This is a genomic window from Vibrio sp. 10N.239.311.G01, assembly GCF_041465805.1.
GTDB classification, from domain to species: domain Bacteria; phylum Pseudomonadota; class Gammaproteobacteria; order Enterobacterales; family Vibrionaceae; genus Vibrio; species Vibrio crassostreae_C.
Genome location: NZ_JBFSRM010000007.1, coordinates 161,223 through 186,275, shown reverse-complemented (window position 1 = coordinate 186,275; position 25,053 = coordinate 161,223). Strand labels below are relative to the sequence as shown.

General features: G+C 43.9%; 21 protein-coding genes and 1 pseudogene. 8 read left to right on the top strand and 14 right to left on the bottom strand.

The window, feature by feature from the left end; genetic code table 11:
• Positions 1-50 precede the first annotated feature (50 nt).
• Positions 51-380, bottom strand: coding sequence for an STAS domain-containing protein (locus AB6D06_RS08130; protein ID WP_102333326.1), 330 nt, complete (start codon positions 378-380; stop codon positions 51-53).
• 311 nt (positions 381-691) lie between these two features.
• On the opposite strand from AB6D06_RS08130, the gene AB6D06_RS08125 reads away from it, so the two are divergent.
• Complete coding sequence (locus tag AB6D06_RS08125; protein WP_372110105.1) at positions 692-1,534, top strand: DNA ligase; 843 nt, start codon at positions 692-694, stop codon at positions 1,532-1,534.
• 101 nt (positions 1,535-1,635) lie between these two features.
• Here the strand turns inward: AB6D06_RS08125 and AB6D06_RS08120 are convergent, their stop codons facing one another.
• Positions 1,636-3,006 (bottom strand): MATE family efflux transporter, encoded by a 1,371-nt coding sequence (locus AB6D06_RS08120; RefSeq protein ID WP_372110102.1) that lies wholly within the window; start codon positions 3,004-3,006, stop codon positions 1,636-1,638.
• A 161-nt stretch (positions 3,007-3,167) separates the two neighbouring features.
• Here AB6D06_RS08120 and AB6D06_RS08115 point away from each other — a divergent pair, with 161 nt between their 5' ends.
• The gene (locus tag AB6D06_RS08115; protein ID WP_017065861.1) at positions 3,168-3,776 is read left to right on the top strand and encodes a riboflavin synthase; all 609 of its coding nucleotides are present in this window, start codon (positions 3,168-3,170) and stop codon (positions 3,774-3,776) included.
• A gap of 108 nt (positions 3,777-3,884) precedes the next feature.
• On the opposite strand, the gene AB6D06_RS08110 is transcribed toward AB6D06_RS08115, so the two are convergent.
• Positions 3,885-4,088: a CPXCG motif-containing cysteine-rich protein gene (locus AB6D06_RS08110; RefSeq protein WP_017059600.1), complete on the bottom strand. Its 204-nt coding sequence runs from the start codon at positions 4,086-4,088 to the stop codon at positions 3,885-3,887.
• Between the two features lie 63 nt (positions 4,089-4,151).
• The gene (locus AB6D06_RS08105) at positions 4,152-5,018 is read right to left on the bottom strand and encodes a fructosamine kinase family protein (RefSeq protein ID WP_372099227.1); all 867 of its coding nucleotides are present in this window, start codon (positions 5,016-5,018) and stop codon (positions 4,152-4,154) included.
• A gap of 585 nt (positions 5,019-5,603) precedes the next feature.
• On the opposite strand from AB6D06_RS08105, the gene AB6D06_RS08100 reads away from it, so the two are divergent.
• A complete protein-coding gene (locus AB6D06_RS08100) occupies positions 5,604-5,948 on the top strand; it encodes a DUF3802 family protein (protein ID WP_010440912.1) in 345 nt (114 codons plus the stop codon).
• A 107-nt stretch (positions 5,949-6,055) separates the two neighbouring features.
• Here the strand turns inward: AB6D06_RS08100 and AB6D06_RS08095 are convergent, their stop codons facing one another.
• Positions 6,056-6,541, bottom strand: a complete 486-nt coding sequence (locus AB6D06_RS08095; protein ID WP_372099229.1) for a C40 family peptidase — start codon at positions 6,539-6,541, stop codon at positions 6,056-6,058.
• Between the two features lie 104 nt (positions 6,542-6,645).
• Here AB6D06_RS08095 and AB6D06_RS08090 point away from each other — a divergent pair, with 104 nt between their 5' ends.
• Complete coding sequence (locus AB6D06_RS08090) at positions 6,646-8,691, top strand: methyl-accepting chemotaxis protein (RefSeq protein ID WP_372099231.1); 2,046 nt, start codon at positions 6,646-6,648, stop codon at positions 8,689-8,691.
• Between the two features lie 206 nt (positions 8,692-8,897).
• Here AB6D06_RS08090 and AB6D06_RS08085 read toward each other — a convergent pair whose 3' ends face one another.
• Positions 8,898-9,701, bottom strand: a complete 804-nt coding sequence (locus AB6D06_RS08085) for a sterol desaturase family protein (protein ID WP_065584420.1) — start codon at positions 9,699-9,701, stop codon at positions 8,898-8,900.
• Positions 9,702-9,769: 68 nt separating this feature from the next.
• Here AB6D06_RS08085 and AB6D06_RS08080 point away from each other — a divergent pair, with 68 nt between their 5' ends.
• Both AB6D06_RS08080 and nagK read left to right on the top strand, forming a co-directional pair.
• On the top strand, positions 9,770-10,516 hold the full coding sequence (locus AB6D06_RS08080) for a tRNA-uridine aminocarboxypropyltransferase (RefSeq protein WP_017080483.1): 747 nt from the start codon (positions 9,770-9,772) through the stop codon (positions 10,514-10,516).
• A 163-nt stretch (positions 10,517-10,679) separates the two neighbouring features.
• On the top strand, positions 10,680-11,588 hold the full coding sequence (nagK, locus tag AB6D06_RS08075) for an N-acetylglucosamine kinase (RefSeq protein ID WP_004733781.1): 909 nt from the start codon (positions 10,680-10,682) through the stop codon (positions 11,586-11,588).
• A 193-nt stretch (positions 11,589-11,781) separates the two neighbouring features.
• Here nagK and AB6D06_RS08070 read toward each other — a convergent pair whose 3' ends face one another.
• From AB6D06_RS08070 to AB6D06_RS08045, 6 genes are all read right to left on the bottom strand, one after another.
• Positions 11,782-12,048 (bottom strand): DUF2960 family protein, encoded by a 267-nt coding sequence (locus AB6D06_RS08070; protein ID WP_017063882.1) that lies wholly within the window; start codon positions 12,046-12,048, stop codon positions 11,782-11,784.
• Positions 12,049-12,329: 281 nt separating this feature from the next.
• Positions 12,330-14,147: a bifunctional molybdopterin-guanine dinucleotide biosynthesis adaptor protein MobB/molybdopterin molybdotransferase MoeA gene (locus AB6D06_RS08065; protein ID WP_065584419.1), complete on the bottom strand. Its 1,818-nt coding sequence runs from the start codon at positions 14,145-14,147 to the stop codon at positions 12,330-12,332.
• On the bottom strand, positions 14,147-14,731 hold the full coding sequence (mobA, locus tag AB6D06_RS08060) for a molybdenum cofactor guanylyltransferase MobA (RefSeq protein WP_004733776.1): 585 nt from the start codon (positions 14,729-14,731) through the stop codon (positions 14,147-14,149). The genes AB6D06_RS08065 and mobA overlap by 1 nt, the downstream gene beginning before the upstream one ends.
• A complete protein-coding gene (locus AB6D06_RS08055; RefSeq protein WP_371725352.1) occupies positions 14,709-15,428 on the bottom strand; it encodes an energy-coupling factor ABC transporter ATP-binding protein in 720 nt (239 codons plus the stop codon). The genes mobA and AB6D06_RS08055 overlap by 23 nt, the downstream gene beginning before the upstream one ends.
• A 10-nt stretch (positions 15,429-15,438) precedes the next feature.
• Entirely contained in the window at positions 15,439-16,137 is a 699-nt protein-coding gene (locus AB6D06_RS08050; RefSeq protein WP_017068184.1) for an ABC transporter permease, read from the bottom strand.
• 322 nt (positions 16,138-16,459) lie between these two features.
• Entirely contained in the window at positions 16,460-17,266 is an 807-nt protein-coding gene (locus AB6D06_RS08045; RefSeq protein WP_017059611.1) for a substrate-binding domain-containing protein, read from the bottom strand.
• A 302-nt stretch (positions 17,267-17,568) separates the two neighbouring features.
• Between AB6D06_RS08045 and AB6D06_RS08040 the strand changes: the two genes are divergently transcribed.
• Both AB6D06_RS08040 and AB6D06_RS08035 read left to right on the top strand, forming a co-directional pair.
• Complete coding sequence (locus AB6D06_RS08040; protein WP_372099232.1) at positions 17,569-19,032, top strand: sigma-54-dependent transcriptional regulator; 1,464 nt, start codon at positions 17,569-17,571, stop codon at positions 19,030-19,032.
• Complete coding sequence (locus AB6D06_RS08035; RefSeq protein WP_102333335.1) at positions 19,022-21,049, top strand: cache domain-containing protein; 2,028 nt, start codon at positions 19,022-19,024, stop codon at positions 21,047-21,049. Before AB6D06_RS08040 ends, AB6D06_RS08035 begins: the two co-directional genes overlap by 11 nt.
• 368 nt (positions 21,050-21,417) lie before the next feature.
• Here AB6D06_RS08035 and AB6D06_RS08030 read toward each other — a convergent pair.
• A pseudogene (locus AB6D06_RS08030) lies at positions 21,418-22,305 on the bottom strand (mechanosensitive ion channel family protein).
• Position 22,306: 1 nt separating this feature from the next.
• Positions 22,307-24,652, bottom strand: a complete 2,346-nt coding sequence (locus AB6D06_RS08025; protein WP_017068188.1) for an ATP-binding protein — start codon at positions 24,650-24,652, stop codon at positions 22,307-22,309.
• Positions 24,653-25,053: the final 401 nt, after the last annotated feature.

Sequence of the window (25,053 nt, the reverse complement as noted above, 5' to 3'; positions counted from 1 at the left end):
TGTTTCTAATTTTTCTTATTATTTTTTGTTACTTCTAGCTTAGTGGGTCTTCATGAATTTGCAGGATTTTTTGAATTTACTGGGATAGCGTGGCCAATACGCAGCAAGCTCATAATTTCAAGCGGTTGCCCCGTCACATTTTCAAGTCGCATATTGCGCTCGCGTTCAGTCAGACGTTTGAACATATAAACAATTGCGCCAACCCCAGATGAATCTAAAAACTCAACTTGGCTAAAATCAACTTCGATTTCAGGGTGGCCATCGTTAGAAATCACATCATCGATGTCGGTTTGTGCATCACGACTGCCTGCTGCATCCAGATCACCGAAAATAGAAAGTATCAGTGTCGTTGTGTTTAAATCAATCTTACGTAGTTCCATAGCGATATCTCCTTTTAAGTATGTATGGACAAGTGCACTGAATGTGCCAACTTTTATGTTGTTATTTTTCAATAAGTTATGTTTAGTACGAATTCCTATCTCAAATTGAGAAAAGACGTTTCTCAATATGAGAACTAAAAACAGCGGAATATATGAGAGTTATAGATCATTAATTTAATGAATAAATGAAAAGGTTAGATAAGGTTGATGAGTGGATCGCATCTTCTAGCAAAGGTTGTCTACCTACGTGTCAGAACGCTTAGGATTAAAGGCGTTTGTTGACTACTACAGATATCAATACGGAGCAGATGATGAGATTAACTAAATTGGCGATAGCAACTCTATGGGCGTGTTCGCTCTCTTCTCATTCATCCTATTTACCTCCCGACCATTTGGTACTGGCCAATACATACCAACAAGGCATTGATGTTTCTGAATACTGGAAGAGTGAAAAGCTTGATGGAATTCGGGCTCTTTGGGACGGACAACATCTTTATACACGCAATGGTAATCGCATTTACTCACCCAAGTGGTTTACTGAAAACTTGCCTAAGGTCCATCTCGAAGGAGAGTTGTGGGCAGGAAGGGGCAAGTTCCACCTTGTTCAATCTACCGTTCTCGACCATACGCCGAGTGACACAGCATGGCGCCAAATCGATTTCATGCTGTTTGATATGCCAGGCGCCGCAGGAGATTATCAAAAGCGCTATTACAACATTTTGCATTGGGTAAGCGTGATTGGAGAATCTCATGTCAGCTACATAGAACATGTACCAATTCACAGTGAAGAGGCTTTGTTTCATCAACTTGATAATGTCGATGAGCGTAATGGCGAAGGTTTGATGCTTAGAAAAATCACCAGTCGTTATCAAGCAGGCCGAAGTAATGATTTGTTAAAACTGAAAAGGCATCATGATGCCGAAGCCACGGTTATTGGCTATAGGGGTGGGACAGGGAAGTACAAAGGGATGATGGGGTCAATTCTGGTTCACACAGAAGAGGGTGTGGAACTTTATATAGGTAGCGGGTTCACTGACCAAATGAGACTTGTACCGCCAGAGATCGGCAGCCGTATTACCTTTCGCTACAATGGTTTTACTCAAAACGGAAAACCCAAGTTTGCCCGCTTTGTACGAGAGAAGAGTGAATATTAAGGCAGATACGATCTACCTAACCATTAAACGAAAAAGAGCCCTGAAAATCAGAGCTCTTTTTTGTGTTCGAAATCAGATAGACCGACTAAGCGAGTGCGAATCTAACGAGAACTAAATTCTAACTGTACGTCATCATCCTGCTTGTGCATCCAGTGTAAGCGCATACCTAGCATAATCGCTGCTGATGTTAGACCGACAATGAAACCAATCCAGAAGCCGTGCGCGCCCATAGGTTCAACAATCCAATCTTTCATTCCTAAGATGTAGCCGATAGGAAGGCCAAGCAACCAGTAAGCAACGAAGGTAATGTTGAAGATTGAACGCATGTCTTTGTAGCCACGCAGAGCACCTGCAGCGATAACTTGGATGGCATCAGTACATTGATAAACCGCCGCGAACAACAGCAACTGCATTGAAACGGTAATTACCGCAGTGTTCTCTGTGTAAAGTAATGCAACCTGTTCTCTGAACAGGACAGTTAACGCCGCTGTCATTAAGGCTGTCACTAAACCAACAATGATACCTACGTGTGTCGCGATCTTAGCGCCTTCGGTGTTGTTTTCGCCCAACTTATGCCCAACACGAATACTCACGGCTGCACCGATACTCATTGGAATCATGAAGACCAGCGAAGAGAAGTTGATCGCGACTTGGTGCGCGGCAACAATCAACGAGCCAAGTGGGGCAACCAACAAGGAAACAACCGCAAACAAGGTTACCTCGAAGAAGATAGCGGCTGCGACAGGGAAACCAAGTCTAAACAGGCGAATTTGAGCTTTAAGTTGCGGCTTATGGAACGTACCGAAGATGTTGATTTTCGATAACCGTTTTGAAGTTAAAACGTAAGCGAATAGCAGTGCAAACATCACCCAGTATACGATAGCCGTTGCAACGCCACAGCCAACACCACCCAATGCAGGAGCACCAAGTTTTCCGTATACGAACATCCAGTTAAGCGGGATGTTTAATAACAAGCCAATAAAACCAATCACCATTGCAGGCTTGGTTAAAGACATACCATCGGTAAAACTTCGCAATGTTTGGAACAACAAGAAAGCGGGTACAGCAAACATCACCGCATTCATATAGCCGATGGTCTTTTCCGCCATGAGTTGTTCAATGTCCATCCACTCCAATATCAATTGTGTTTGAAAAAGCACACCAATGATTGGAAGGGAGATGACGAGCGCTAAAAATGCGCCTTGTTGAATTTCGAATGGAATTTTTACTTGTCGACCAGAACCATTCAGTTGTGCAACGACAGGAACCAACGCCATCAATAGACCAACACCAAATAGGATTGATGGTAGCCAGATACTTGCTGCAATCGAAACCGCCGCCATATCGATAGCACTTACGCCACCGGCCATTACGGTATCAACAAAACCCATTCCAGTTTGTGCAACGGATGCGATCAATACTGGGGTCGCAAGTTTGATTAGATTCGAGGATTCTTCTTTGTAACGATGCACAAACAACTCCAAATAAGAGGGAAAATTAGAATAATAGTGTAGGAAAGGACATTCTGAAGGAATCAGAGACAATGATCTTAAGCTTCCACTGGACGAATCATAAAGAAATGTCACAATAACTGCTATGAAAAACTGTTATTAGAATGCTAAATAGGAATCTTATGTTTACAGGTATCGTTCAAGGCATGGCAACACTGGTTGCTATCAACAAAAAAGAGTCGTTTCAAACTCATACCATTGAGCTAAGCGATGAAATGGTTGAAGGATTAGCCATTGGTGCTTCAGTAGCTCATAACGGTTGTTGCTTAACGGTAACGGAAATTTCAGGTAACCAGATTGCTTTTGATTTAATGCAAGCGACATTGCGATTGACGAACTTAGGCCAACTGAATGTTGGTGACAAAGTGAATGTTGAGCGTGCAGCAAAGTTTGGTGACGAAATTGGCGGGCATAGCATGTCTGGCCACATTACTCTGATGGCTAACCTAGTCGATGTGATTAAAACAGAAAACAACCGTACGCTTTGGTTTGAGCTGCCTCAAGAATCAATGAAGTATGTGTTGAGTAAGGGTTACATCGGCGTTGATGGTTGTTCATTGACGATTGGTGAAGTGGAAGAGAACCGTTTCTCTGTTCACCTGATCCCAGAAACACTGAATCGTACTCTGTTTGGCGGCCGTGAAGTAGGCGACCAAGTAAACATTGAGTTTGATCCACAAACGCAGGCAATTGTTGATACTGTCGAGCGTGTATTAGCGAACCAGAAATAGCCACTAAGCGCATTGAATCGGTGGCAATAAAATCACACCGATGACCAAATTAAAAAAGAGCACGTGAGGTGCTCTTTTTTGATCATGGTTTAAACGAGAAACTGATTGTCAGAATACTTGTTCATCATCGGCATCAATCGAAAGGTTGATTCTGTCTCTTACTTCGTCAACCTGCATATCCAAATGAATGGCATTGCAACACGCTGGACAATCATCATAGAAGTCTTGGCTACCATTAGATGCATCAAGCGTGATGTTAATACCGTGCCCACAATGCGGACAGGAGACATGTTTCTCTGTGTATTTATGCATGGCAAATTCTCCTCACTGTAACTGATACCAATCGTATTCGGTTATAAACAGCTGTAATTGGTATTAAACGGCCTGTATCTTCTGAATGCATGCTTCAGTGTGTGCTAAATATTCGCCGCCAAATTGATTGCAGTGGTTAAGAAGATGGTACAAGTTGTAAATGTCTTTCCGATCAGTATAGCCAACGTCGAGTGGATTGACGCTCTGGTAACCTTCATAAAACTCTTTAGGGAAACCTTCAAACAATTCAGTTAACGCCAAATCACACTCATGGTCCCCCCAGTAACAAGCAGGGTCGTAGCAAATTGGGCCAAACGCAGAGTTAGCAACATTGCCATTCCAAAGATCCCCATGAAGCAAAGAAGGGCGAGGGTTGTGGCCAGCAAGACGCATATTCACCACATCAACGATGTCATCGATATCACCAAACTCGATGCCTTTCTCTTTGAGCAGTTGCAGTTGGAAACCAATGCGTTGCTCAGAGAAAAAGCGACCCCATTTCTTATGCCAAGGGTTAGGCTGAAGTGTACTACCGATATAATTATCTTGGTCACAACCAAACTCTTTTTGCTCGCCCCATTTATGAAGCTGAGCAAGCTGCACCCCGAAGTCAAAGCTGTTATTACCGGTATCAAGCGGCTTAGTTGGCAAGTAATTGAGAATAATGAATGAGCATTCTTTGGTTTTACCAATCAGTACCAACTCAGGCACATAAACGGTGGAAGTTTCTCTTAACAAGCGTAAGTTCTCAGCTTCGATTTCAAACTTAGGTAAAAACTCTCGCTGGTTCACTTTTACGAAGTAGCGTTCATTACCATCGCTGATCATATAGCAATCGTTAATGTCACCACCAGAAACCTTGGTACGTTCAGTAATCTGAAAGTTAAATAGAAGAGTATCTGAAAGTTGTTGAGAAATGGCCTGCCACATAGGAAATCCTCAAAGACTGAAAGTTAAAAAGATTGAAGGTTAGAAATACTGTTTGTTTAATAGCAATAGTTTAGGATAAATCTGAACAATTTATAGACGCACTCGTCAATGTTCTTAGCTCTTCTTCATCTTACGTAGAATCAATTGGCCGAATTGTGAACTCGAACTGATTCAAGCTCTTTGAAATACAAACATAAATTGAAAACCTGACGTGATGAAATAGTTTGGAACTGGTCTCACAATCGAAACGGTTTTGAACGCCACAAACTGGAAAAGAGGTTTGAGCTTGTTATTGTCTAGCGACTAAATCAAATGAGCTTTTAGAGTAAGTTGAAAGGGCTATTGTTAACTGGCGCAATACTTTGCTTCAAAGTTTGTCTTACACTTCTTTAGCGTGAATTTACTTATGTCGTAAGTAGGCAGGTATACCACATAAAGCTATATCGATTTAATTTTAAGCTGAAATACTAACTAGGATCATTTAAATGTGGTTTTGGGCAATAAAGTGATGACAAATAGCTTCATTTACATAGTATTAGGCAAGTACGTATTAATCTGCTCTAGAGCTTAAAACGGAGAATTATTGTGGTTGTAGAAACCGATGGCTATTTGGCTTTAATCGAGCACCTATCATTCAACCTTGATGTGTTTACCAATAGTAATGGTGATACTGGAAACGAAAGTGTCGAAGACATTGTTACCGACATGATTTCAACAAACATCATGGCTATTTTCGAGCAAAACCCAGAGTTGCATTCGAGCGTTCGTTTTCAACTTTTGAAAGAAGCAGATGCCGTAGTAGCGGATCTTGGTGAAGTATTAGCGGGTGTGTGGGCCAAGAAAGCGACTAACGAACAAATTGTATTCCTCGATGAGTACATCGCGTTAGTGAAGAACCTGTTTGATACTGCTGTTGCTAAATACGATTAACGGTTTGTTTGCTCATTTATCGTCGTAATTAATCAGCATAATAACAACGGGCGTTTAAGTCGTATCTTTCTAGAGTTACCTCGCTCAGCGGTTTATCTTTCGAACCGCTATAAACGCCTAAAGTGCCAAAACTTGGATGCCCAGTAAGGGTTATCTAACCTAGAAATAATGACACCTTTCGATGTCGAGGCATGTAGAAATTGGTTGTTTCCTAAATAAACGCCTACATGTCGCACCGTCATCGAAGTCTTGAAAAACACCAAGTCACCGCTTGTTGCCTGCCCATACGCAATTTCTTTTCCCTTTTTACTCTGGTCTTTTGTGGTTCTTGGTAGAGCTTGTTGAGTCGCATTTTGCACGGCGATTTGAACAAAAGCAGAGCAATCTATACCTCGAAATGAGGTCCCACCGAAATGGTATGGCACGCCTTTCCACTGTTCATACACGCTCATATAAGCGTTTGTAGTCAATTGTTCTGACTTTGATAGGGGTTTCTGTGCGGTTTGACTAAACTGAGAAGGCGAAGGTGACGAGCTACAAGCAGCCAATGTTGCTAAAGTTATTGTAACTACAGCCATTTTTCTGATTTTCATATGTAACTCTTCTGACAAAAAACTGAAATAAAAACGTCATCAAGGACTTCTAGTATACGACCTAACTTAAGGATATCTCTTTTCGTAGTCAAACTGGATTTCACATGCCCGACACAAATTTATCAATAAAACCCTCACGTTATACATTCTCGCTCATTCAAACCGTCACTGCTGTATTTATTTCCATTCTTTTACTTGTTACTTTTTTATCAATGGTTAGCATTCGGGGCGTTGAACGGGTCGGGGGACATTTTGATGCACTCTCGGAACAAGCATTACCCCTTGCTCTACATAACGCCGAATTAACGCAAAGCGTATTAGAACAAGTAAAACTTCTCACTTACAGCACCCAATCAACCGACTTAGATACACTGAATGCCACAAGGGGCTCAATTGACCAACTCGCGACAGAGAGCAATACCACGCTAGAGGAACTTCTTTTTATTTCCCAATCTTTTCCTGATGCGATCTCTTTAGAGCAACAACAAATCCTTGTCGATGACATGGCGCAACTGCAAGCTATGACCAACACGGTACTGCTGGCGCAGATTGAGATTCAAAGTAAGCAAAATCTGATCGACAGTAAAATGGGCGAGTTCCGTTATGGCGTTGGGTCTATCGGACCAGAAATGAATCGAATCAGCTCATTCTTGGTTGAAGACAACCCAGAAGCGAGCGATGCAGCGAACCGATTCACATCCAGTGCGTCTGCTATGGCGAACACCTTCTTGATGTTGATGATGCAACCTGACATTGATAAAGCACAAGACGAATACCGTCAATTGAGAAACCGAATCGCAGGCCTTAACTTGGCTTACAGCGATTTTGCCGATTGGCATCCAGACATCGTTGAGTTCGCGAGCTTGACGGCGCCTTACGAGATGGTGAAAGAAGGCTTTACCGAAGAAGGCGTGATCAAACAGATCCTCTTGAAACTCGAACTTGTTCAGCAGCAAGAGCAGAACTTAACGCAAGTTATCACCCTCGCGAATACAGTCATAAGCACATTGAATCAGTTGTCTTCTACCGCTTCCCATCTGATTGATGAAAGCGAACTGGTTGTAAATCAAACCATCACCAATATTGATCGTGTGTTGTTTATCAGCGGGCTGGTTATTGCCGTAATCATTGTGATTTCATGGTTCGTGTTACGCCGTTGGATGAATAAAGGGCTAAAAAACATTACTCAACAGTTGAGTTCACTTGCAGATCATGACTTCTCTAAACAGAGTGAATTGCTTGGGCCGCTAGAGCTTCAAGTTATCACTTCAAAACTCAATACGGTCGTTGATTCCACCGCGGACTCGGTTCGTTTAGTAACGCGTAACTGTGAGACGCTTTATCAAACGGCTGAAGTAAGCCATGACGCTGCAGAGCAAACCAATTCGAGCTTGAACGAGCAGAACGAATCACTTCAGAATATGATCACCACCATTACGGAGCTGGAAGCATCGATTGGTGAGATTGCTCGTATCTCTAACGCATCGAACGACGATGCTCAAATAGCAGAAGATGAGTCAGTGAATGGCAGCCAAGTGGTTGGCCTTAACCAACAACGATTACAAGCGCTTGAGCACTCTCTTAGCATGAGTGAAGAGTCGATGGCTGACTTGGATGGTCGAGTGAAACAGATTCGTGAAATGGTCGACATGATCAGTGGTATCGCTGAAAACACCAACTTATTGGCACTGAACGCTGCGATAGAAGCGGCGCGAGCAGGTGAACAAGGTCGAGGTTTTGCGGTAGTTGCAGACGAAGTGCGTAAATTGGCGAGCGGCACATCCCAGCAAACCACCAATATTCGTAGCATGATGAACGAACTAGTAGCGGCAGCAGATCGCTCACGTGCTTCTGTAACGGAATCGAGAAGTGAGATGGCCAATGCACTGGAAACCAGTGGCGATGTAAGACAAGCCTTCGAGAAAATCGAATTTGCGGTTAGCCAGATCAAAGGGCGTGTTGAGCAAATCATGGTGGCTACCGAAGAACAAGCTCGTGCAACTGTCGATGTTACCCATTCAATCACTCGAGTATCTGAGCAGGGCGAGAATACTAAGCTGCAACTTGAATCTATGATCGAGAGTTCAGAGCAAGTCGGAGAGATAGCAGGGCACCAACAAGCCATGCTTCATAAGTACGTGCTGAAATAGACGAGCGTGATAGTTAAGCTAGTGTGCGAAAGAGTTTAAGCACTAGCAGTACTTAATCATTAACTACGCTTATAACGACTATCGATACAGAAGCGCCCTTAAGTTCTCACAAGAATCTAAGGGCGTTTTGTTTTCGGATTAAGATAACTTTGGTATTAAGCTAAGGTTGGTCTCAATATAAGCTTGAGACTCAACTGAATTCGAACTTAATCTTTCGTTGTCGGGAATCGTGCAAATGGCTGACGTAACATTAAATCTAGCCGTTGCTCTTTACCATCTTGAATCTCGGGAACACCAATATGCACCTTGTCATGACCAAGCTTGGGTTGGGCGCGGTAAGTCTTAAACCAGATGTCCCACACTGATAAAAAGAAGCCAAAGTTTGAGTGCGTTTCCTTAACAATGACTGAGTGATGAACGCGGTGCATGTCTGGTGTCACAATCACTTTTCTCAATCGTTTATCGAACCATAGCGGAAGACGTGCATTACTGTGGTTAAACATCGCACTCGCATTAAGAACAATTTCAAATATCACGACCGCAATGACAGGCACACCAAGTGCGATCACCAAACTCACTTTGATGAGCATTGAAAGAATCATCTCAATAGGGTGAAAGCGCGTTCCGGTTGTGACATCAATATCTAGGTCCGCATGGTGAACTCGATGTAGCTTCCACAACCAAGGAACACGGTGAAACACCAAGTGCTGCAGGTAAATGGCGCAATCTAACAGTAATACGCAGACCAGAATGGTGAGTTCTTTCGGAAGTGACAGGGTATTGAACAGACCCCATTGGTTTTCTTGCGCAATGACCGCCGCTTGGAATGCTGCAATAGGAATCAGAGTGGCTAATAGAAAGCTGTTCAAAGCGACCAGCGCAAAGTTGTTTCCCCAACGAAACCACTTGTTTTGAGTCAGTGTTTTACGCGGAAAACGGTATTCCCAAAGCGCACACAATCCAAAAACGACAATAAAACAAACAAGGCGAAGCAGTGATGGGTCTTGCATGGGAATTCCTTCTATCATTCTAAGGACACTGTAAGTACAATCGTGCCACTTTTCTAGAGTTATCGTTATTGTCCATGAGAATCCACGCTTTTCACCGTTTATATCAACATCGTTTATCCATTGCTACCAAACCGTTTAATGCGCGCGGGTGTAAAGTCGTGCGATGTGAATTCTGCAAAATCAAACAAGACAGCTGTATCTGTGAGCATCAACCTAACGTTGATACGAACGTCGCGACTATGTTGATCTTGTCAGACAACGAAATCTTAAAGCCAAGTAATACCGGCCGTTTGATTGTTGATACGGTTAAAGACAGTTACGCCTACCTTTGGCATCGTACTGAGCCAAATCAAGAGATGTTGGATGTCCTCAAAGATGACAAATACCAACCTGTGATCGTATTCCCTGAAGACTATACCGACGACAAAACGCGCGTAGTTCAAGATCTGCCACAAATGCGTGACCCAAACAAAACACTATTGCTGATTTTCATTGATGGCAGTTGGCGCGAAGCACGACGTATCTTCCGTCGCTCAGAGTATCTGCAAGATTTACCGGTGTTGTCGATTGAGCCGGAATCGGTTTCTCAATACATGATGCGTAAGTCAGACAACGAACAACATCTATCAACGGCCGAAGTAGCGAGCTTAGTTTTGAAACAAGCCGGTGAAGAACAGGGCGCTAAGACTTTACAGCTATGGTTTGAAGCATTTCGTGAAAGCTACATGTTGAGTAAGACGCGTTATAAGTCCGATCCAACCAAACCAAGCCTGAATGCTTTCATAGAGCATACTAAAAGTGAGACGTCACTCTAACCTTTAACCGCTTTGTGCTGACTTGTTGTTCAAACAGATTCGAACACGAGATAAGTTTGTTATCTATCACGGTTTGTAGGGGGAGTGTTATGGATAATGCTTCCTAGTTGTTTAATTTAAAAATTTTATTTGCCCGAATTTAGGGAAAAATTGGAGAGATTTCATGTATTACGGCTTTGATGTTGGCGGCACAAAAATTGAGTTTGGTGCGTTCAATGAAAAACTTGAGCGAGTAGCAACCGAACGCGTACCAACGCCTACTGAAGATTATCAACTGCTACTTGATACGATTGCCGGTTTGGTAAAAAAATACGATAGCGAATTCTCTTGCGAAGGCAAAATTGGCCTTGGTCTTCCAGGCATGGAAGATGCGGACGACGGCACTATGCTTGTTGTTAACGTACCGGCTTCAACAGGTAAGCCATTACGCAAAGACTTAGAAGCGCTGATTGGTCGTAGTGTTAAAATCGAGAACGATGCGAACTGTTTTGCGCTGTCTGAAGCGTGGGATGATGAATTGAAAGATGAACCATCAGTAGCTGGCCTAATTCTAGGTACTGGTTTTGGTGGTGGTTTGGTTTTTGATGGCAAAGTATTTTCAGGACGTAACCACGTTGCTGGCGAGCTCGGCCATATGCGTCTTCCTATTGATGCATGGTTCCACCTTGGCGACAACGCACCGTTACTAGGCTGTGGTTGTGGCAAGAAAGGTTGTTTAGACAGCTACCTATCTGGTCGCGGCTTTGAACTGATTTATGAGCACTACTTCGGTGAGAAAAAGAAAGCGATTGAAATCATCCAAGCGTACAACGAAGGCGAAGCAAAAGCAGCTGAGCACGTTGACCGTTTCATGGAACTATTGGCTATCTGTTTCGCAAACCTATTTACTGCACTTGACCCGCATGTTGTAGCACTAGGTGGTGGACTTTCAAACTTCGAACTTATCTACGAAGAGATGCCAAAGCGTGTTCCTAAATACCTATTGTCTGTAGCGAAATGTCCAAAGATCATCAAAGCGAAGCATGGTGATTCAGGCGGCGTTCGTGGTGCTGCATTCCTTAACATTAAGTAATCGTGACTTAAGTTAAGCTAGCTAAGGTTAGATAGTTAAAAAGTACAAATAAAAATGCCGCAATCTCGAAAGAGGTTGCGGCATTTTTTATTGTTCGGTGCTTTCGTTTCTTTAGCTGTTAGCTGTTAGCTGTTAGCTGTTAACTACAAACGAAAAGCTAGAAACGACATATCAAGAAAAGAGCCAAGAGGGCTTACTTCTTCTTTTTACCAACACCAAGATTGTCTTTTTGCTTCAACGTAAGCTTAGTAAAGCCAAGCTTGCGGAAGTAGTTGTCTTGGTAGTTGCGAACCGCTTTAGTATCAGAAATCAACTCAAGCTGTTGCTCAGTTTTTAGATACTCAGAGATATCGATGCCTTCAGCTGCAGCAACAGCTTCTTGGATCGTGCGGTGTTCTTGTTTCGAAAACAGTAACTCTTTGTCTTCGTCTTTGTAAGTGTACAGAATGGTACGAGCCATGATGCTCTCCAATAGAATTATTACTTTGCGCGCACTCTACATAAAAACAGTACGTGGCTCAAGGTTATGATAAGAAATCTTAAGATTATCGTTCTAACGTTTAGCGTAATTTAAGCTATTTGTCTTTTAGGCAACGAACAGGTTGTCTTTCACGAAACGAAAAGAACAAAAAGCCCCTTAACATCGAAAGCTCGATAGAAGGGGCTTCGTCTATGTCTTAGCAATGAGCTTCTAAGTCAATTAAAAAGCAGCTAAGTCAATTTAGGTGTTTGAGCTTTGAATCAAACACGACCTTGCAGAGGAATGATCGTCACTGTCTCGCCAACTTTCACAGTATCAACTGCTGGAGAGATTTCGATTAAGCAGTTCGCTTCACTCATTGAACGCAGAATACCTGAACCTTGCTTGCCCGTTGTTTTCACTTCAAGCACGCCAGATTCATTCATCGAGAACACACCACGGCTAAATTCAGTACGGCCTTGGCGTGAGCGCAGTTGTTCAGTTGCTACAGCATTTGCTTTTACTGGTGTCCAGTTCGTTTGACCTTGAAGCTTACGGATCGCAGGCTCAACAAAGTTAATGAACGACACCATCACAGCAACAGGGTTACCCGGTAAACCAAAGAACGGCTTGTTCTCAATCTTACCGTAAGCCAATGGGCGACCTGGACGCATGTTGATACGCCAGAAGTTGATTTCACCCAGTTTATCTAACGCAAGCTTGATGTAATCCGCATCACCAACAGACACACCACCAGAAGTCAAAACCATATCGGTTTCAAGCGACGCAGAATGCAGCACATCCATCATCTTCTGCTCATCATCTTCAATGATGCCGTAATCGACGATGTCACAGCCGAGCTTTTGAAGCATGCCGATAATAGTAAAACGATTTGAGTCATAGATAGAGTTTGGTTTTTGCTCGTGCCCCGGCGCTTGAACTTCATCACCCGTAGAGAACACACCCACTTTCACTTTACGCAGAACAGGGCAGGTACCAAAACCTAACGACGCCATCATGCCCATTTCTGGCGCTTCAATGCGTGTGCCACGTGTAAAGACAGGTTGGCCGATTTCTAAATCTTCACCTGCCATACGGACATTTTGTCCGACCGAGATTTTAGCATCAGGGAAGCTAACTTTATCGCCATCTCGGACGGCTTGTTCACGCATCACGACAACATCAACGCCTTCTGGCATTGGTGCGCCCGTCATGATCTTAACCGCTTCACCTTGTTGAACGATTTGCTCGTAGCTGTGACCCGCCATGACTTCAGCAACGATGTTGTAGCTGTCCAATTCTAGATCTTCACTACGAATTGCATAACCGTCCATTGCAGAGTTGGTATTCTGAGGAACGTTGATTGGCGAAATCACATCTTCAGCCAGCACACGGCCGTAGCCTTGCAGTAATTCAACACTCTCTGTGAGATCGAGTGCGTCAATGCTATCAACAATCTTTTGCTGACCTTGAGTAACGGTTAAACCTGCAGGAGAGAACGAATCACAACAAACAGCTGGCGCAGCGTCTTTTGAAGATGAGCATGACACTGCTTTGCCTGTTGTAGAGGCAAGGTCAAAGGACTGCGCGTAATTGATGATGAAATCACGAATCGCTTCTAAATCGCTGATCGCCATTTGTGGCAGTTCTGATTCAACTTGGCTGTCTGCCGCGATAGCAATAATGTTGTTATCGTTTGGATATAACCAAGGTTTGCCCACTTCATCTCGGTGCAGTTCAATTTTAGGGAAGGCGATGTTCTTACAGCCTTCAACCAAAATCAGATCAAGCGTGTTGGTATCAAATCGAGTCAGCAGGTAATCAAAATCGGCTTCGGCTTCTGGTGTTTCTGTCATCATCACGTGACGATTACGAGAAGCGATCAACATTTGGTTTGCGCCCGCTTTACGCAAGCGGTAACTGTCTTTACCCGGCTTATCGACATCAAAATCGTGGTGAGCATGTTTTAACACGCCAACTTTTAAACCCGCATCAGTCAACAGAGGAAGCAGGGCTTCAAGTACGGTCGTTTTGCCTGTACCGCTATAAGCAGCAAAGCCCAATAAAGGAAGGTTAGGGCGTTGTTTAGAATCTTTCATTATTGAAGCGTTCCGAATTGGGTGAGTTCTTCTGGCGTGTTGAGATTAACAAAGCAGTTAGGAGAATCGCTGAAATCAACGTATTCGGTAACACACTCTTTGTATAGCAAGATGATTTTACGGTCACCACGTTCCAAAAACGCTTCTAACTTTGGTAGAACACGTTTGTGGAATAGGGTGAATACAGGTTGCTTAAATTCGCCATCATGCGCGACAAGAATGTCACTGTCTTCTTTTACTGCAGAACAAAAACGCTCAACAAGGTCGTCACTGATTTGTGGGCTGTCGCAAGGGACAAAACCAACCCAGTCTGTGCTCGCGTTTTTAAGGCCAGCATGAATGCCACCCAACGGACCTGGGTAGTCAGGGAAAGAATCGGAAACAACCGGAGCAAATGCTTGGTAGCTGTCTAAGTTACGATTGGCATTGATAGTGATGCTGACATCTTGTTGTGACAGCTTGTTTATAACGTATTGAATAAGCGGAGAACCGTTGAGCTCAACGAGTCCTTTATCTTTTCCGCCCATACGGCTGGCCTGCCCGCCAGCCAAAATAACCCAACTAGTTTGCGTTGGAAGCAGCATAAATATTCTCTTGTGCTTTATCTTTCTTAATAACTTGAAAAAGCGGGGATTCGGTCAAAGTATTGTCTTTGATCCACCATTGCTTCTTACATAAGTCGGTTAACGCGTTAGTTTGGTGACTAGTGATGACTAAACTCGCGCCTCTTTGAAGAAGATCTTCGGCCATTATCACCAATCTTTCAATAGATTCTTTGTCTAAAGAGGCACTTGGTTCATCCATAAGCAAGATTGACGGCTTAAGAATCCAGGCTCGTGCCATTGCAACGCGTTGACGCTCACCACCAGACAACACAGAAATGTGTTCATCTGCCAAGGTTTCTAAACCTACCATTCTCAATGCATTAATTATTTGAGCTCGCTTATCTTTTTGGCTCTCTTTGTTAAAGCGAATGCCATAAGCGACATTTTGGTACACCGAACCATCAAAAAGATAGGGGGTTTGATGCAGGTAGATAATGTCTTTGAACTTGAGCCTAGGGAATAAGATCTGCTGCCAGCTTTGTGTCGGAGACTGAATGCGGCCAGAGCTGGGCTGAATCAATCCAGACAATATTTTAAGTAGGGTCGTTTTACCCACACCATTATCTCCTTTGAGATAAATGGCATCGTTGGGGCCGATCGACAATTCGGGAATATGGAACAAAACACGCTCTTTGTAGCGCATTGAAATTTGCTGCGTTGTTATTTTTATACTCATGACAGCGTTCCTAAGTTCTTAAATAGCCTTTTCCTCTCACACTGGAAAGGAAAAAGTTAAGGGCTAATGCCAATGCTAATAACACCATACCGAGGGCGACGCCTTGAGCGAATGCGCCTTTGTGGCTTTCCATAGCGATAGCTGTTGGGATGTTTCTTGTCATCCCCATAATGTTGCCACCGACCATCATTGAACAACCAACCTCAGTGACGATACGAGAGAAGGCAGCGATAGTTGCAGCTAAAAGAGGGAAGCGCGTTTCCCAAATTAACGTACACGCCACACGAGTCGTTGATACGCCAAGCGTGCGCGCGGTTTCTACCGCTCGGCGGTCACTGGCCTGCAGAGCGCCATGCATCATCGCAACTAGGATTGGGAAACAGATCAGCATCTGACCTAGAATCATCGCCTTTTGGGTGAACAGTAATTCCCAATCACCTAACGGGCCAGAGCGAGAGAGCATCATGTACATCAACAAACCGATAACCACGGTTGGGATAGCTTGCAGGGTGTTGATCACCGATAACAATGCCCACTTCCCGGGGAACTCGGTATAAGCCAATAAGAAAGCCATAAGGATTGCAGGAACAATCACTAATGAGATGGCGGACAAAGATACGCTGAAAGATACCGCGACGATTTTCCACAATTCGTGGTCAAAACTCACTAGTAGGTTCATTGCATCAATCGTTGTTTGCCATAGGGTCATGAAGTATCTCGTGTGAATCGATAATAGGTCTTTATCGGTAATGACTGATGTTAATCATAGCTGACCCAAACTATTTGAGTGTGTATTGGTCAGCGATTGCTCTTAAGCATGATTGTGTTTCTAAGCATGAATGTGTTGTTAAGCGTGAACGCTATTAAAGCGAGACAGCTTTATAGCGACCTGCTGTTAAACAAGATAGTTATTAAAGCGATATTGCTTAGGTGCTTCGTTAACTGTTTAGTTAAGCGTAGCGCTAATTGATTCGGGTTGAACCCTTAGCGCTACTTTTACTTACAGAAAACGACGGTTCACTTACAACAAACTATTCTGCGCTTGCAACAAACAGCTGTTTGCCATGCAGTTTAAAGTCGTTAATCAGTTTCTGACCTTTAGGGTTCACCAACCAATCACTGAATACTTTCGCTGCTTGATAGTTAATGCTTGGGTAGCGCTCTGGGTTAACAAGGATTACTTGGTAAGGGTTGAATAGGTTCTTGTCACCTTGGAAAAGGATTTTAAGATCCAGTTTGTTTTGGTAAGCCAACCATGTGCCACGGTCTGTCATGGTGTAGCCTTGCATCTCTGACGCCATGTTCAGAGTAGGGCCCATACCTTGACCAACACTGCGGTAACCACCAAAGTTTGGTTCAATTTTAGTTTGCGCCCAAATACCCATCTCTTTCTTATGAGTACCAGAGTCGTCGCCACGAGACACAAACGTCACGTTATTAGTCGCGATCGCTTTGAACACATCTGCCACTGCTTTTTGAGATTCAATTTTTGCAGGGTCGCTTTGTGGACCAACGATGACAAAGTCGTTATACATCAGCTTACGAGGTAAAACGCCGTAGCCTTTTTCTACGAAATTCGCTTCAGCTTTTGGTGCGTGAGTCATTACCAAATCAACATCACCATTTTCGCCCATGCGAAGTGATTTACCGGTACCCGCAGCTAGAACATCAACCTTGATACCAGAATCTTTTTCGAACTCAGGCAATAAGTAGTCCAGTAGACCAGAGTGATAAGTACTTGTGGTTGTCGCCAACTTAATATGAGTGGTGTCTTCCGCGCTGCTAGCCGTGTAACTGACGATAGATAGAGCTGCAATAGTTAGGGGAATTGCTTTCATTATTATTATGTCCATTCTGTTATAAATGAATGACATGCCTTCAATTTTAAAGGGCTCAAAGAGGGCATGTGCATAAGACGCTAATTGTTGTAATTAGAAATCTACACCTTATAAGCAATCTTAATGCCAACAAATAATGCATCAGATTTCATTAAATTGCTGTTATTTCGGACAAAACTGAGTCTTTTACCCCGTTAAAATGAATCAAAACATGAGCTAGGACAAAATGTCGCACATTGTCCCTGTTGGAGAAAAGGTTAATTGGTACACTCTGTCCCAACTTTTCTCACCGGCTAATCATTATGTCTTTACCTAGTTCATCTGCATCCAATCTCAACCCGAACACATTGACTCAGTATCAGGCCTTTTCCGTTTTGGTCGTCGATGATGAATTGGGTATGCAGGCTATCTTAAAGAAAGCACTAGGTAAGTTCTTTGGCAAGGTGTCGAGCGCAGGATCGGTTGAAGAGGCTGAAACGCTGCGTTTGAGCGAACATTTTGATCTGATTGTCCTTGATATCAACCTACCAGGCCGATCTGGCATTGAGTGGGAAGAGGCGTTTAACGACAACGACAAACGCGCCGATGTGATTTTCATGACGGGTTATGCCGATCTAGAGATGACCATATCCGCGCTTAAGCTTGGTGCTTCAGATTTTATTCTTAAGCCGTTCAACCTCGAACAGATGATACAAGCGGTTCTGCGTTGTATGGATAAGCGACTCGACCAAAGAATGCAGTACGCGTTGAAGCGTGATGTGAGTCGTCATATCAAGACTGAACTGATTGGCAATTCAGACAAGACCAAACAACTTAAATTGCTGATCAGTCAATTTGCACCGTCTCGAGCGTCCGTCTTGATAGAAGGTGAGTCGGGTACCGGCAAAGAGCTGGTTGCTCGTGGTGTACATGAAGCCAGTAAACGCACAGGTCCATTTGTGCCAATCAACTGTGGTGCGATTGCTCCAGAGCTTCTAGAAAGTGAACTGTTTGGACATACATCAGGCGCATTTACTGGTGCGAAGAAAAACCGTGAAGGTCTTTTCCGAGTCGCAAGTGGTGGCACCTTGTTCCTTGATGAAATTGGTGAAATGCCACTGCCAATGCAAGCTGCATTGCTACGCGTGTTAGAGCAAAGAACCATTCGTCCAGTCGGTAACGAAAAGGAAATTTCCGTTGACGTACGAGTGGTGGCGGCGACCAACCGAAATCTTCAAGAAGAGGTCGATAAAGGGCACTTCCGCCGCGATCTGTTCTACCGACTCAATGTACTTAAGATTGATGTGGTGCCATTGAGAGAGCGCCCGTCAGACCTGATTGAACTTGTTCCATACTTTACTCGTCTTTTATCGAGCGAGCTTGGCATGCCAGTTCCAAATTGGGCACATGAAGATATCTTGGCGTTGAACGAATACGAATGGCCGGGAAATATTCGTGAACTTAAAAACTTAGTCGAACGATGCATTCTTTTAGACAAGCCACCAGCACACTATTGGCGCGAGATTAATGGTGATCCTGTTCCCGCTAGCATTTCAGTGACGGTGTCACATGGTGCGGAAATGCCAAACTTGAATAATGCAGACGCTGCCGAGGGTTATCCAAACACTTGGACACTCAAAGAAGTAGAAAAATCTCATATAGAACAGCTGGTTAGTTTTCATGATGGCAATAAATCGGCAGCTGCAAGAGATCTTGGCGTCGCACGTAAAACGCTAGAGCGTAAGTACAAAGATTGGAACACAGAAGGCTCTGAATATGCCGATTAGACGTCGTTGGTGGTCAAAGTGGGCGTTCCGATTCAAAACCATGGTTCGCTACCGATTATTATTCCTAACATCAGCTCCGATCATTCTGACCTTGTGCGCGCTTGTGGCTATCACACTGTATTGGTCAATACGTTACACGTGGCAGGGCGCTCTGATTGATGTTGATGAACGCTTGGATGTTGCCGATAACAGTATTCACCTGATCCAAAATCAGCAAGCATACAACGTTCGTGCGTTCGCCGAGTCTTATAACTTTCGAACCAAACTCGCGAGTGATCTTTCACACGAAGAGCTAACTCGCTGGGTGTCTGAGAACAAATCTCGCTATGAGCTCGATTTTCTGCGCTGGCGCAGTGTCGAGAGCATGGAAAAGAAACTCGAATATCTAAACTTAACTCACAAGCCTTCATTTTTCAGTGTCTTAAGCCGTAATGAACTCAATTATCTCGATCGTGACCTCGCTAAAAAAGCGGAAGTTCCGATGCTCAACGGGCAAGAGGTCGAGACTCGCGGATTGGTAAGCCGAACCGTTGTATCCATCAAAGATGAACATGATCATGTGATTGGTTTTCTGGATGGTGGGATCTTACTGAATAACAGTACTCAACTTGTTGACCAAATCAGTAACCTTATCTATCCACAACGAGAAGGTTTTAATCGTCATATAGGAACGGTCACGGTTTTCCTTGATGATCTTCGTGTTAGCACCAACGTGCCTTTGAGCAGTGAAGACAGTGTAGGGCGCGCCATTGGTACACGTGTTTCTCACGAGGTTCACTCGAAAGTCTTGAATGAAGGTAAAGAGTGGCTAGATCGAGCGTATGTTTACGATGCTTGGTACATCACAGCTTACCAACCAATCCATGACCAGTTTAATAATGTGATTGGTATGCTTTACACCGGTTATTTGATTTGGCCGCTGATAGAAACGTACTTAACCAACCTTGGCGAAATTAGCATTACCATTGTGTTGCTTCTGTTGGCATCCGGTTTGATCGTTCACCGTGGCGCACGTGATCTTTTCAACCCAATCGAACGCATTCATAAAGTGGTGAAGCTAGTACAGATGGGGCAAGACAAGCGAATTGGTACGCTAGGTTTGGATGATCAACACGAACTGACACTGCTCGCTAAACAGTTCGATAAGATGTTGGATCTACTGCACGAGCGTAATCAAGAGATTCAACAAGCGGCGTCTGAACTAGAGTGCAAAGTGCATTCTCGTACCGCGAGTTTGAAAGAGAAAACTGAAGAACTTGAACTGCACATCAAGCTTCTCAATCAAGCCAGAGATAAGCTGGTGGTCAATGAAAAACTGGCCGCGTTAGGTGAATTAACGGCAGGGATTGCTCATGAGATCAATAACCCAACCGCCGTGATTCTTGGCAACGTTGAACTGATGAAGTTTGAACTGGGCGATGAAGTGAGCCGTGTAGATGAGGAAGTCCACGCGATCATGGAGCAGATTGACCGAATTCGAAATATCACACGAAGCCTGCTTCAATACAGCCGTCACGGCGGCGTACAAGACGAAATTACGTGGCAACATATCAACCCAATAGTGGATGAAAGTATTACGCTCGTAAAAACAGGTGCGAAGAAGAAAGGCATTGTGTACGTATCGCAGCTGAACGCTAAAACCTCAGTCGAGGTCAATCGAAACCAATTGCTACAGATTCTGGTTAACCTACAAATGAACGCGATTCATGCAATGGACGGTCAGGGCACGTTAACCATTTCGAGTGAAGACTGGGTTGAAAATGGTGTGTCTCATGGCGCTATCGTTCATGTTCAAGATGAAGGCTGCGGTATTAAGGAAGAACAACTGAAACGTATCTTCTCGCCTTTCTATACCACCAAACGAGATGGCACGGGCTTAGGGTTGTCAGTATCTCAGAGTATCTTGAGCCAAACTGGCGGCGAGATCCGAGTTGAATCTGAGGTAGGTAAGGGAAGTTGCTTTAGTATCTATCTTCAACAGAAAGCGACACCTCAATTGCTTGTATCAAACCTATAAGTTCTAAGAACTCATTCACTGATATTATCATCTGATAATATTTCTAACGCGCTTGGGCTATTACACGAACGTTTTAGCCCAAGCACGAAAATTCTGCACTACTAATCTATCGCAAACCAAATCTCAACTCGCTGCAAATGAGGTACTCCAAGCCTCACAATCGCTCGCAGAAGACAGTCAGAAAATGGCGAACACTACAGAACACCTTACTGAGCAATTGAAATACTTTAAGGTTTAGCATCAATAGGACTATTAGCTTAAAGATAAAAAGCTCATAAAAAACACCTCCGCACTTGCGATAAGTTCGGAGGTGTTTTTATTTATGGCTAGTCATTTGCTATAAGCAACAAACGTCTAAAGCATCAAGCCTAATGCGCCGCTACTGAAATTTTCGGTGGGTTGATGTTGTGCTTCTTAAACTCTTTCATCACACGCAAAGTAATGTCGGTTTCAAACAGCTTCTCATACGCAGTATCCACAACGTAAGCCTTACAAGTTAGCTATATTGCTAGGTAGTTATCGGTAATCGTCTGTTTAACCAAAACCGTTACAGGTTTCGGCAAGTGGATATAACGACTTGAAGACGCCGCTTCTTGAATCAGATCGCGGGCTAGGGTGATGTCTTCATCCATACCAACGTAAAACGGAATCACCACCTGCATGTCCAACGCACCGTAGTTACCACTGGTGGTCACTTCATTTAAGAACTTGTTGTTCGGAATGGTAATGATGTCATCGTTCAGGGTTCTCATTCGCACTGAACGCAAACCAATGGTAATGATATCACCGTAGTTGCCTTCGAACGTGACGCGGTCACCAACTTGAAAGGGCCTATCAATCATTACCGTGATGCCCGCGATGAATGAAGCTGCCAAATCTTTAAGCGCAAAGCCGACTGACACGGCGAGGGTACCACCAATCAAAGCCAGTATTTGGTCGTTGATTCTAAAGCTCATCATGAACACGATAAGACCGGTGCTCACGTAGATAAAGAACTGAGTAAACGACTGCAGTTTCTGTAGCAACATTCGATATTGCACGAATTGGCTACCAAAACTGGTCACCATTGAGTTGATGAACTTGAGCAGTAACCACATCGCAGCAATAACGATCATGGAGAAGAACACGCCGCTCCATCGCACTAGGCTAGCTATCTTTGAGATGTTTTCTACATTGGCTAACTCTTCCGTCGCAAAGGTCGGGAAACTGACAGCACTTGCCAAGCCAACAAATAGTAGGATAAATAACTTCTTCATTTTACTTCACCAGTAGATGTTGACGGTCGAGAACGTTAGTAATGTGGCGGAACCAGTGCTCGGAAATTCGAGCCTTTTCTTCATGCCAACCAATATAACCACGGCTTTCAAAGTAACGCAGAATGCCGGTTATCTCTGCCGTGCTTAGCTGCGTACAGTCAGACAAGACTTCCGGAGAAGCGATTTCCAACTGCACGATAGAACGAAGCACAGCCAGCATAGGTTTTGGCATGTTTTCTAGTTCTTGTGCTTCTGGAACATGGAACAAGCGCACCACGGCTTGATCGGTATCTTTGTTTCGATTCAATGAGAGTCGGAAGAAGCGCAACGCAACGGTAGGGTTACCATCAGAGTAATGCCACAAGATTCGGTAGAAGCCTTGGCGTGCGCGATCTTCCTCGCTCATGTCATCTTGGTCCCACTGTTTAGGCACCACCAAACCATCAAACGATAACGGCTTCTCAAGCTCCGTATTAATACGGCTATTTAGAAGCTCACCGACTTGTTTCTCTGTCCAACGCGGAAGGAAACACACCAAGTCAAACAGCAAACGTTCGCCACGCGCTCGATCGACAAACCGCCAGCTTGATTTGGCGATCGATATCACGACACGGTGGTTCTTTTTAGAACGACGCAGTAGATTGGTTAAACGTATCAGATCAGACAAGCCGCCAACCATTGGCTTAACTAGACGTTGTGCATTATCGATCGCAATCAAGTACGTGGTCTTGCTTTTACGAAGGTGAGCCAAGATCTGAATCTCAGTCGCTTTTTCTTCCAAGCCGATGCTCACCGCTAGATGCGCTAACAGCTCTTGATAACCAGCGTAAGGGCAACTTACGTAGACAGGTTCAGCGTTAGAGACTTTGTGCAGCAGTGTATAAAGCAGCGTTGTTGCGCCCACACCACGTTCACCTGAAACAATACAGATAGCAGGGCTGTCTGACATCAAGTAGCGAGACAGTTGCTTAACCTCATCACCGGCGTAATCAATCAGCGTGCTGTCGATATTACCCGGAAGAATGTATTCATAGGTTTGATCGCCTTTGATTCGAACCAAGTTTTGCTGATTCTTGTCAAGGTCAGACTGCTTAGCCACTTCAATTCTAAACAGGTACGCCAAAGCTTGGCTAAACAGTGTGTAATTAGACAGTAAGGCCATGATGCGGTGTTGGAAGTTGTAAACACTCAACCATACGATGCCAATGGCCGTCGCCAATATATTAAGTAAGAAGGTATCCTTGCGGTTTACTGCCCAGTTCACCCATACCGGACGATCAGAGATGTGTTGCAGCGTATCGAAGACTTTCGCACGCCATAATCTAAGCACTGAAATGGTAACCAGTACAAACCAGAAAAATAGGGCGCTGTAGATCCAGCTATAGATAGTGCCTTTGCCTAGCGTGATACTCGATATTTGCAAAGTCACACCCGCAACAATGAAGCTCCAAACATAACGGCGAATGGTCGATAGGCGCAGCGCAATCACTTCTTGATTAGATGTGCGGCCCAAACGATACGCAAATTCCAAAATAAAGCTGATAGCAATCGAACCACCTAGAATCCACCAAGTGAAGATCTCAAGGAAAATCAGGTGTTGCAGGCTAGGGATGCTGGAGAGCACTCTTAGAGAAAGCGTAATCGCAATTAACCAAGCAATCGCACGATCAGCGCGGCTGATGTACCAGATCACACGTACTAAAAATGGAGGGTTCGTTTTCGCTTCAAGAAAATTAATTCTGAACAACTCAATCAAACGAGTGCTATTGGCAAGCCACCACGCTAAACCAAAATAGATAAACAACACTTTTAACGATGCACCAATCACAGGCACTGGCGAAATAAAGATGTCTTTAACGAGCGCTTTAAAGCTACGAATTTGGAAGTAAACAAGATACTCAATGTTGAGCTTGGTTAATTCCCACTCTTGCTTAAATTGAGTTACACCGTAGGGGCCAAAACCCGTTAGGCGCTCTTTATTAGCGGAATTCGTCTGCTCTAACAGGTGTTGCTTGCTCACATTCAAGCTATTCAAAGTGACGTAACTGGTTTGAACGGCAAACCATTGATCGGCGTCGTTGTTCGCTCTGTAGGCTTTTATCTGTTGCTCGAAGGTTTTGATTTCCTGCTTTTGAACTTGTAGCACTTCAGCGAGCAATATATTGACTTGGCGTCTGTCCGACGGTTCCATAAAGAGGGGGTCGGGTAACGAATCAATTCGATCATCGAGATCAACAGCAGAATCGGATACCTGCGGCTGAGATTGTAAGTCATATTCCAAGTTGGCATGACTAGGCCAAGAGAGAATGGCCAAAGTGAGGATTAAGAAGCGCGATAGTGAACGCATAAAAGTCTCTTAGAATTATGAGGTTAGGATTACTATAGTTAGATAATCTGACTTTGTGAAATCCAACCCCGTGTCGGGGGCGAGTACTTTATTCCTGTTTCGAGCGATTTTGTCATGAAATTGTCAGGGATTAGGCTAGTATTTGAGCATCTTTATTATGTCTTCTGTTGCGTTGATCGGGTTGGCTTTTACTGTGACCAATCAGCATACGATATATTCAATGGTTGGCATGATTTGGGACGTTATATACCGCCCATTATGGTGCGCTGTTCGATATTTTGTTTTTCCTTAAAATCGACGGTTTTACGGCGATAAATAGAAAACCAAAAATGTGAGTCAGTTCAAACTATGATTTGGCTAGGTTATCACTCACTTAATGGCCAGTAATTGCAATCAATACT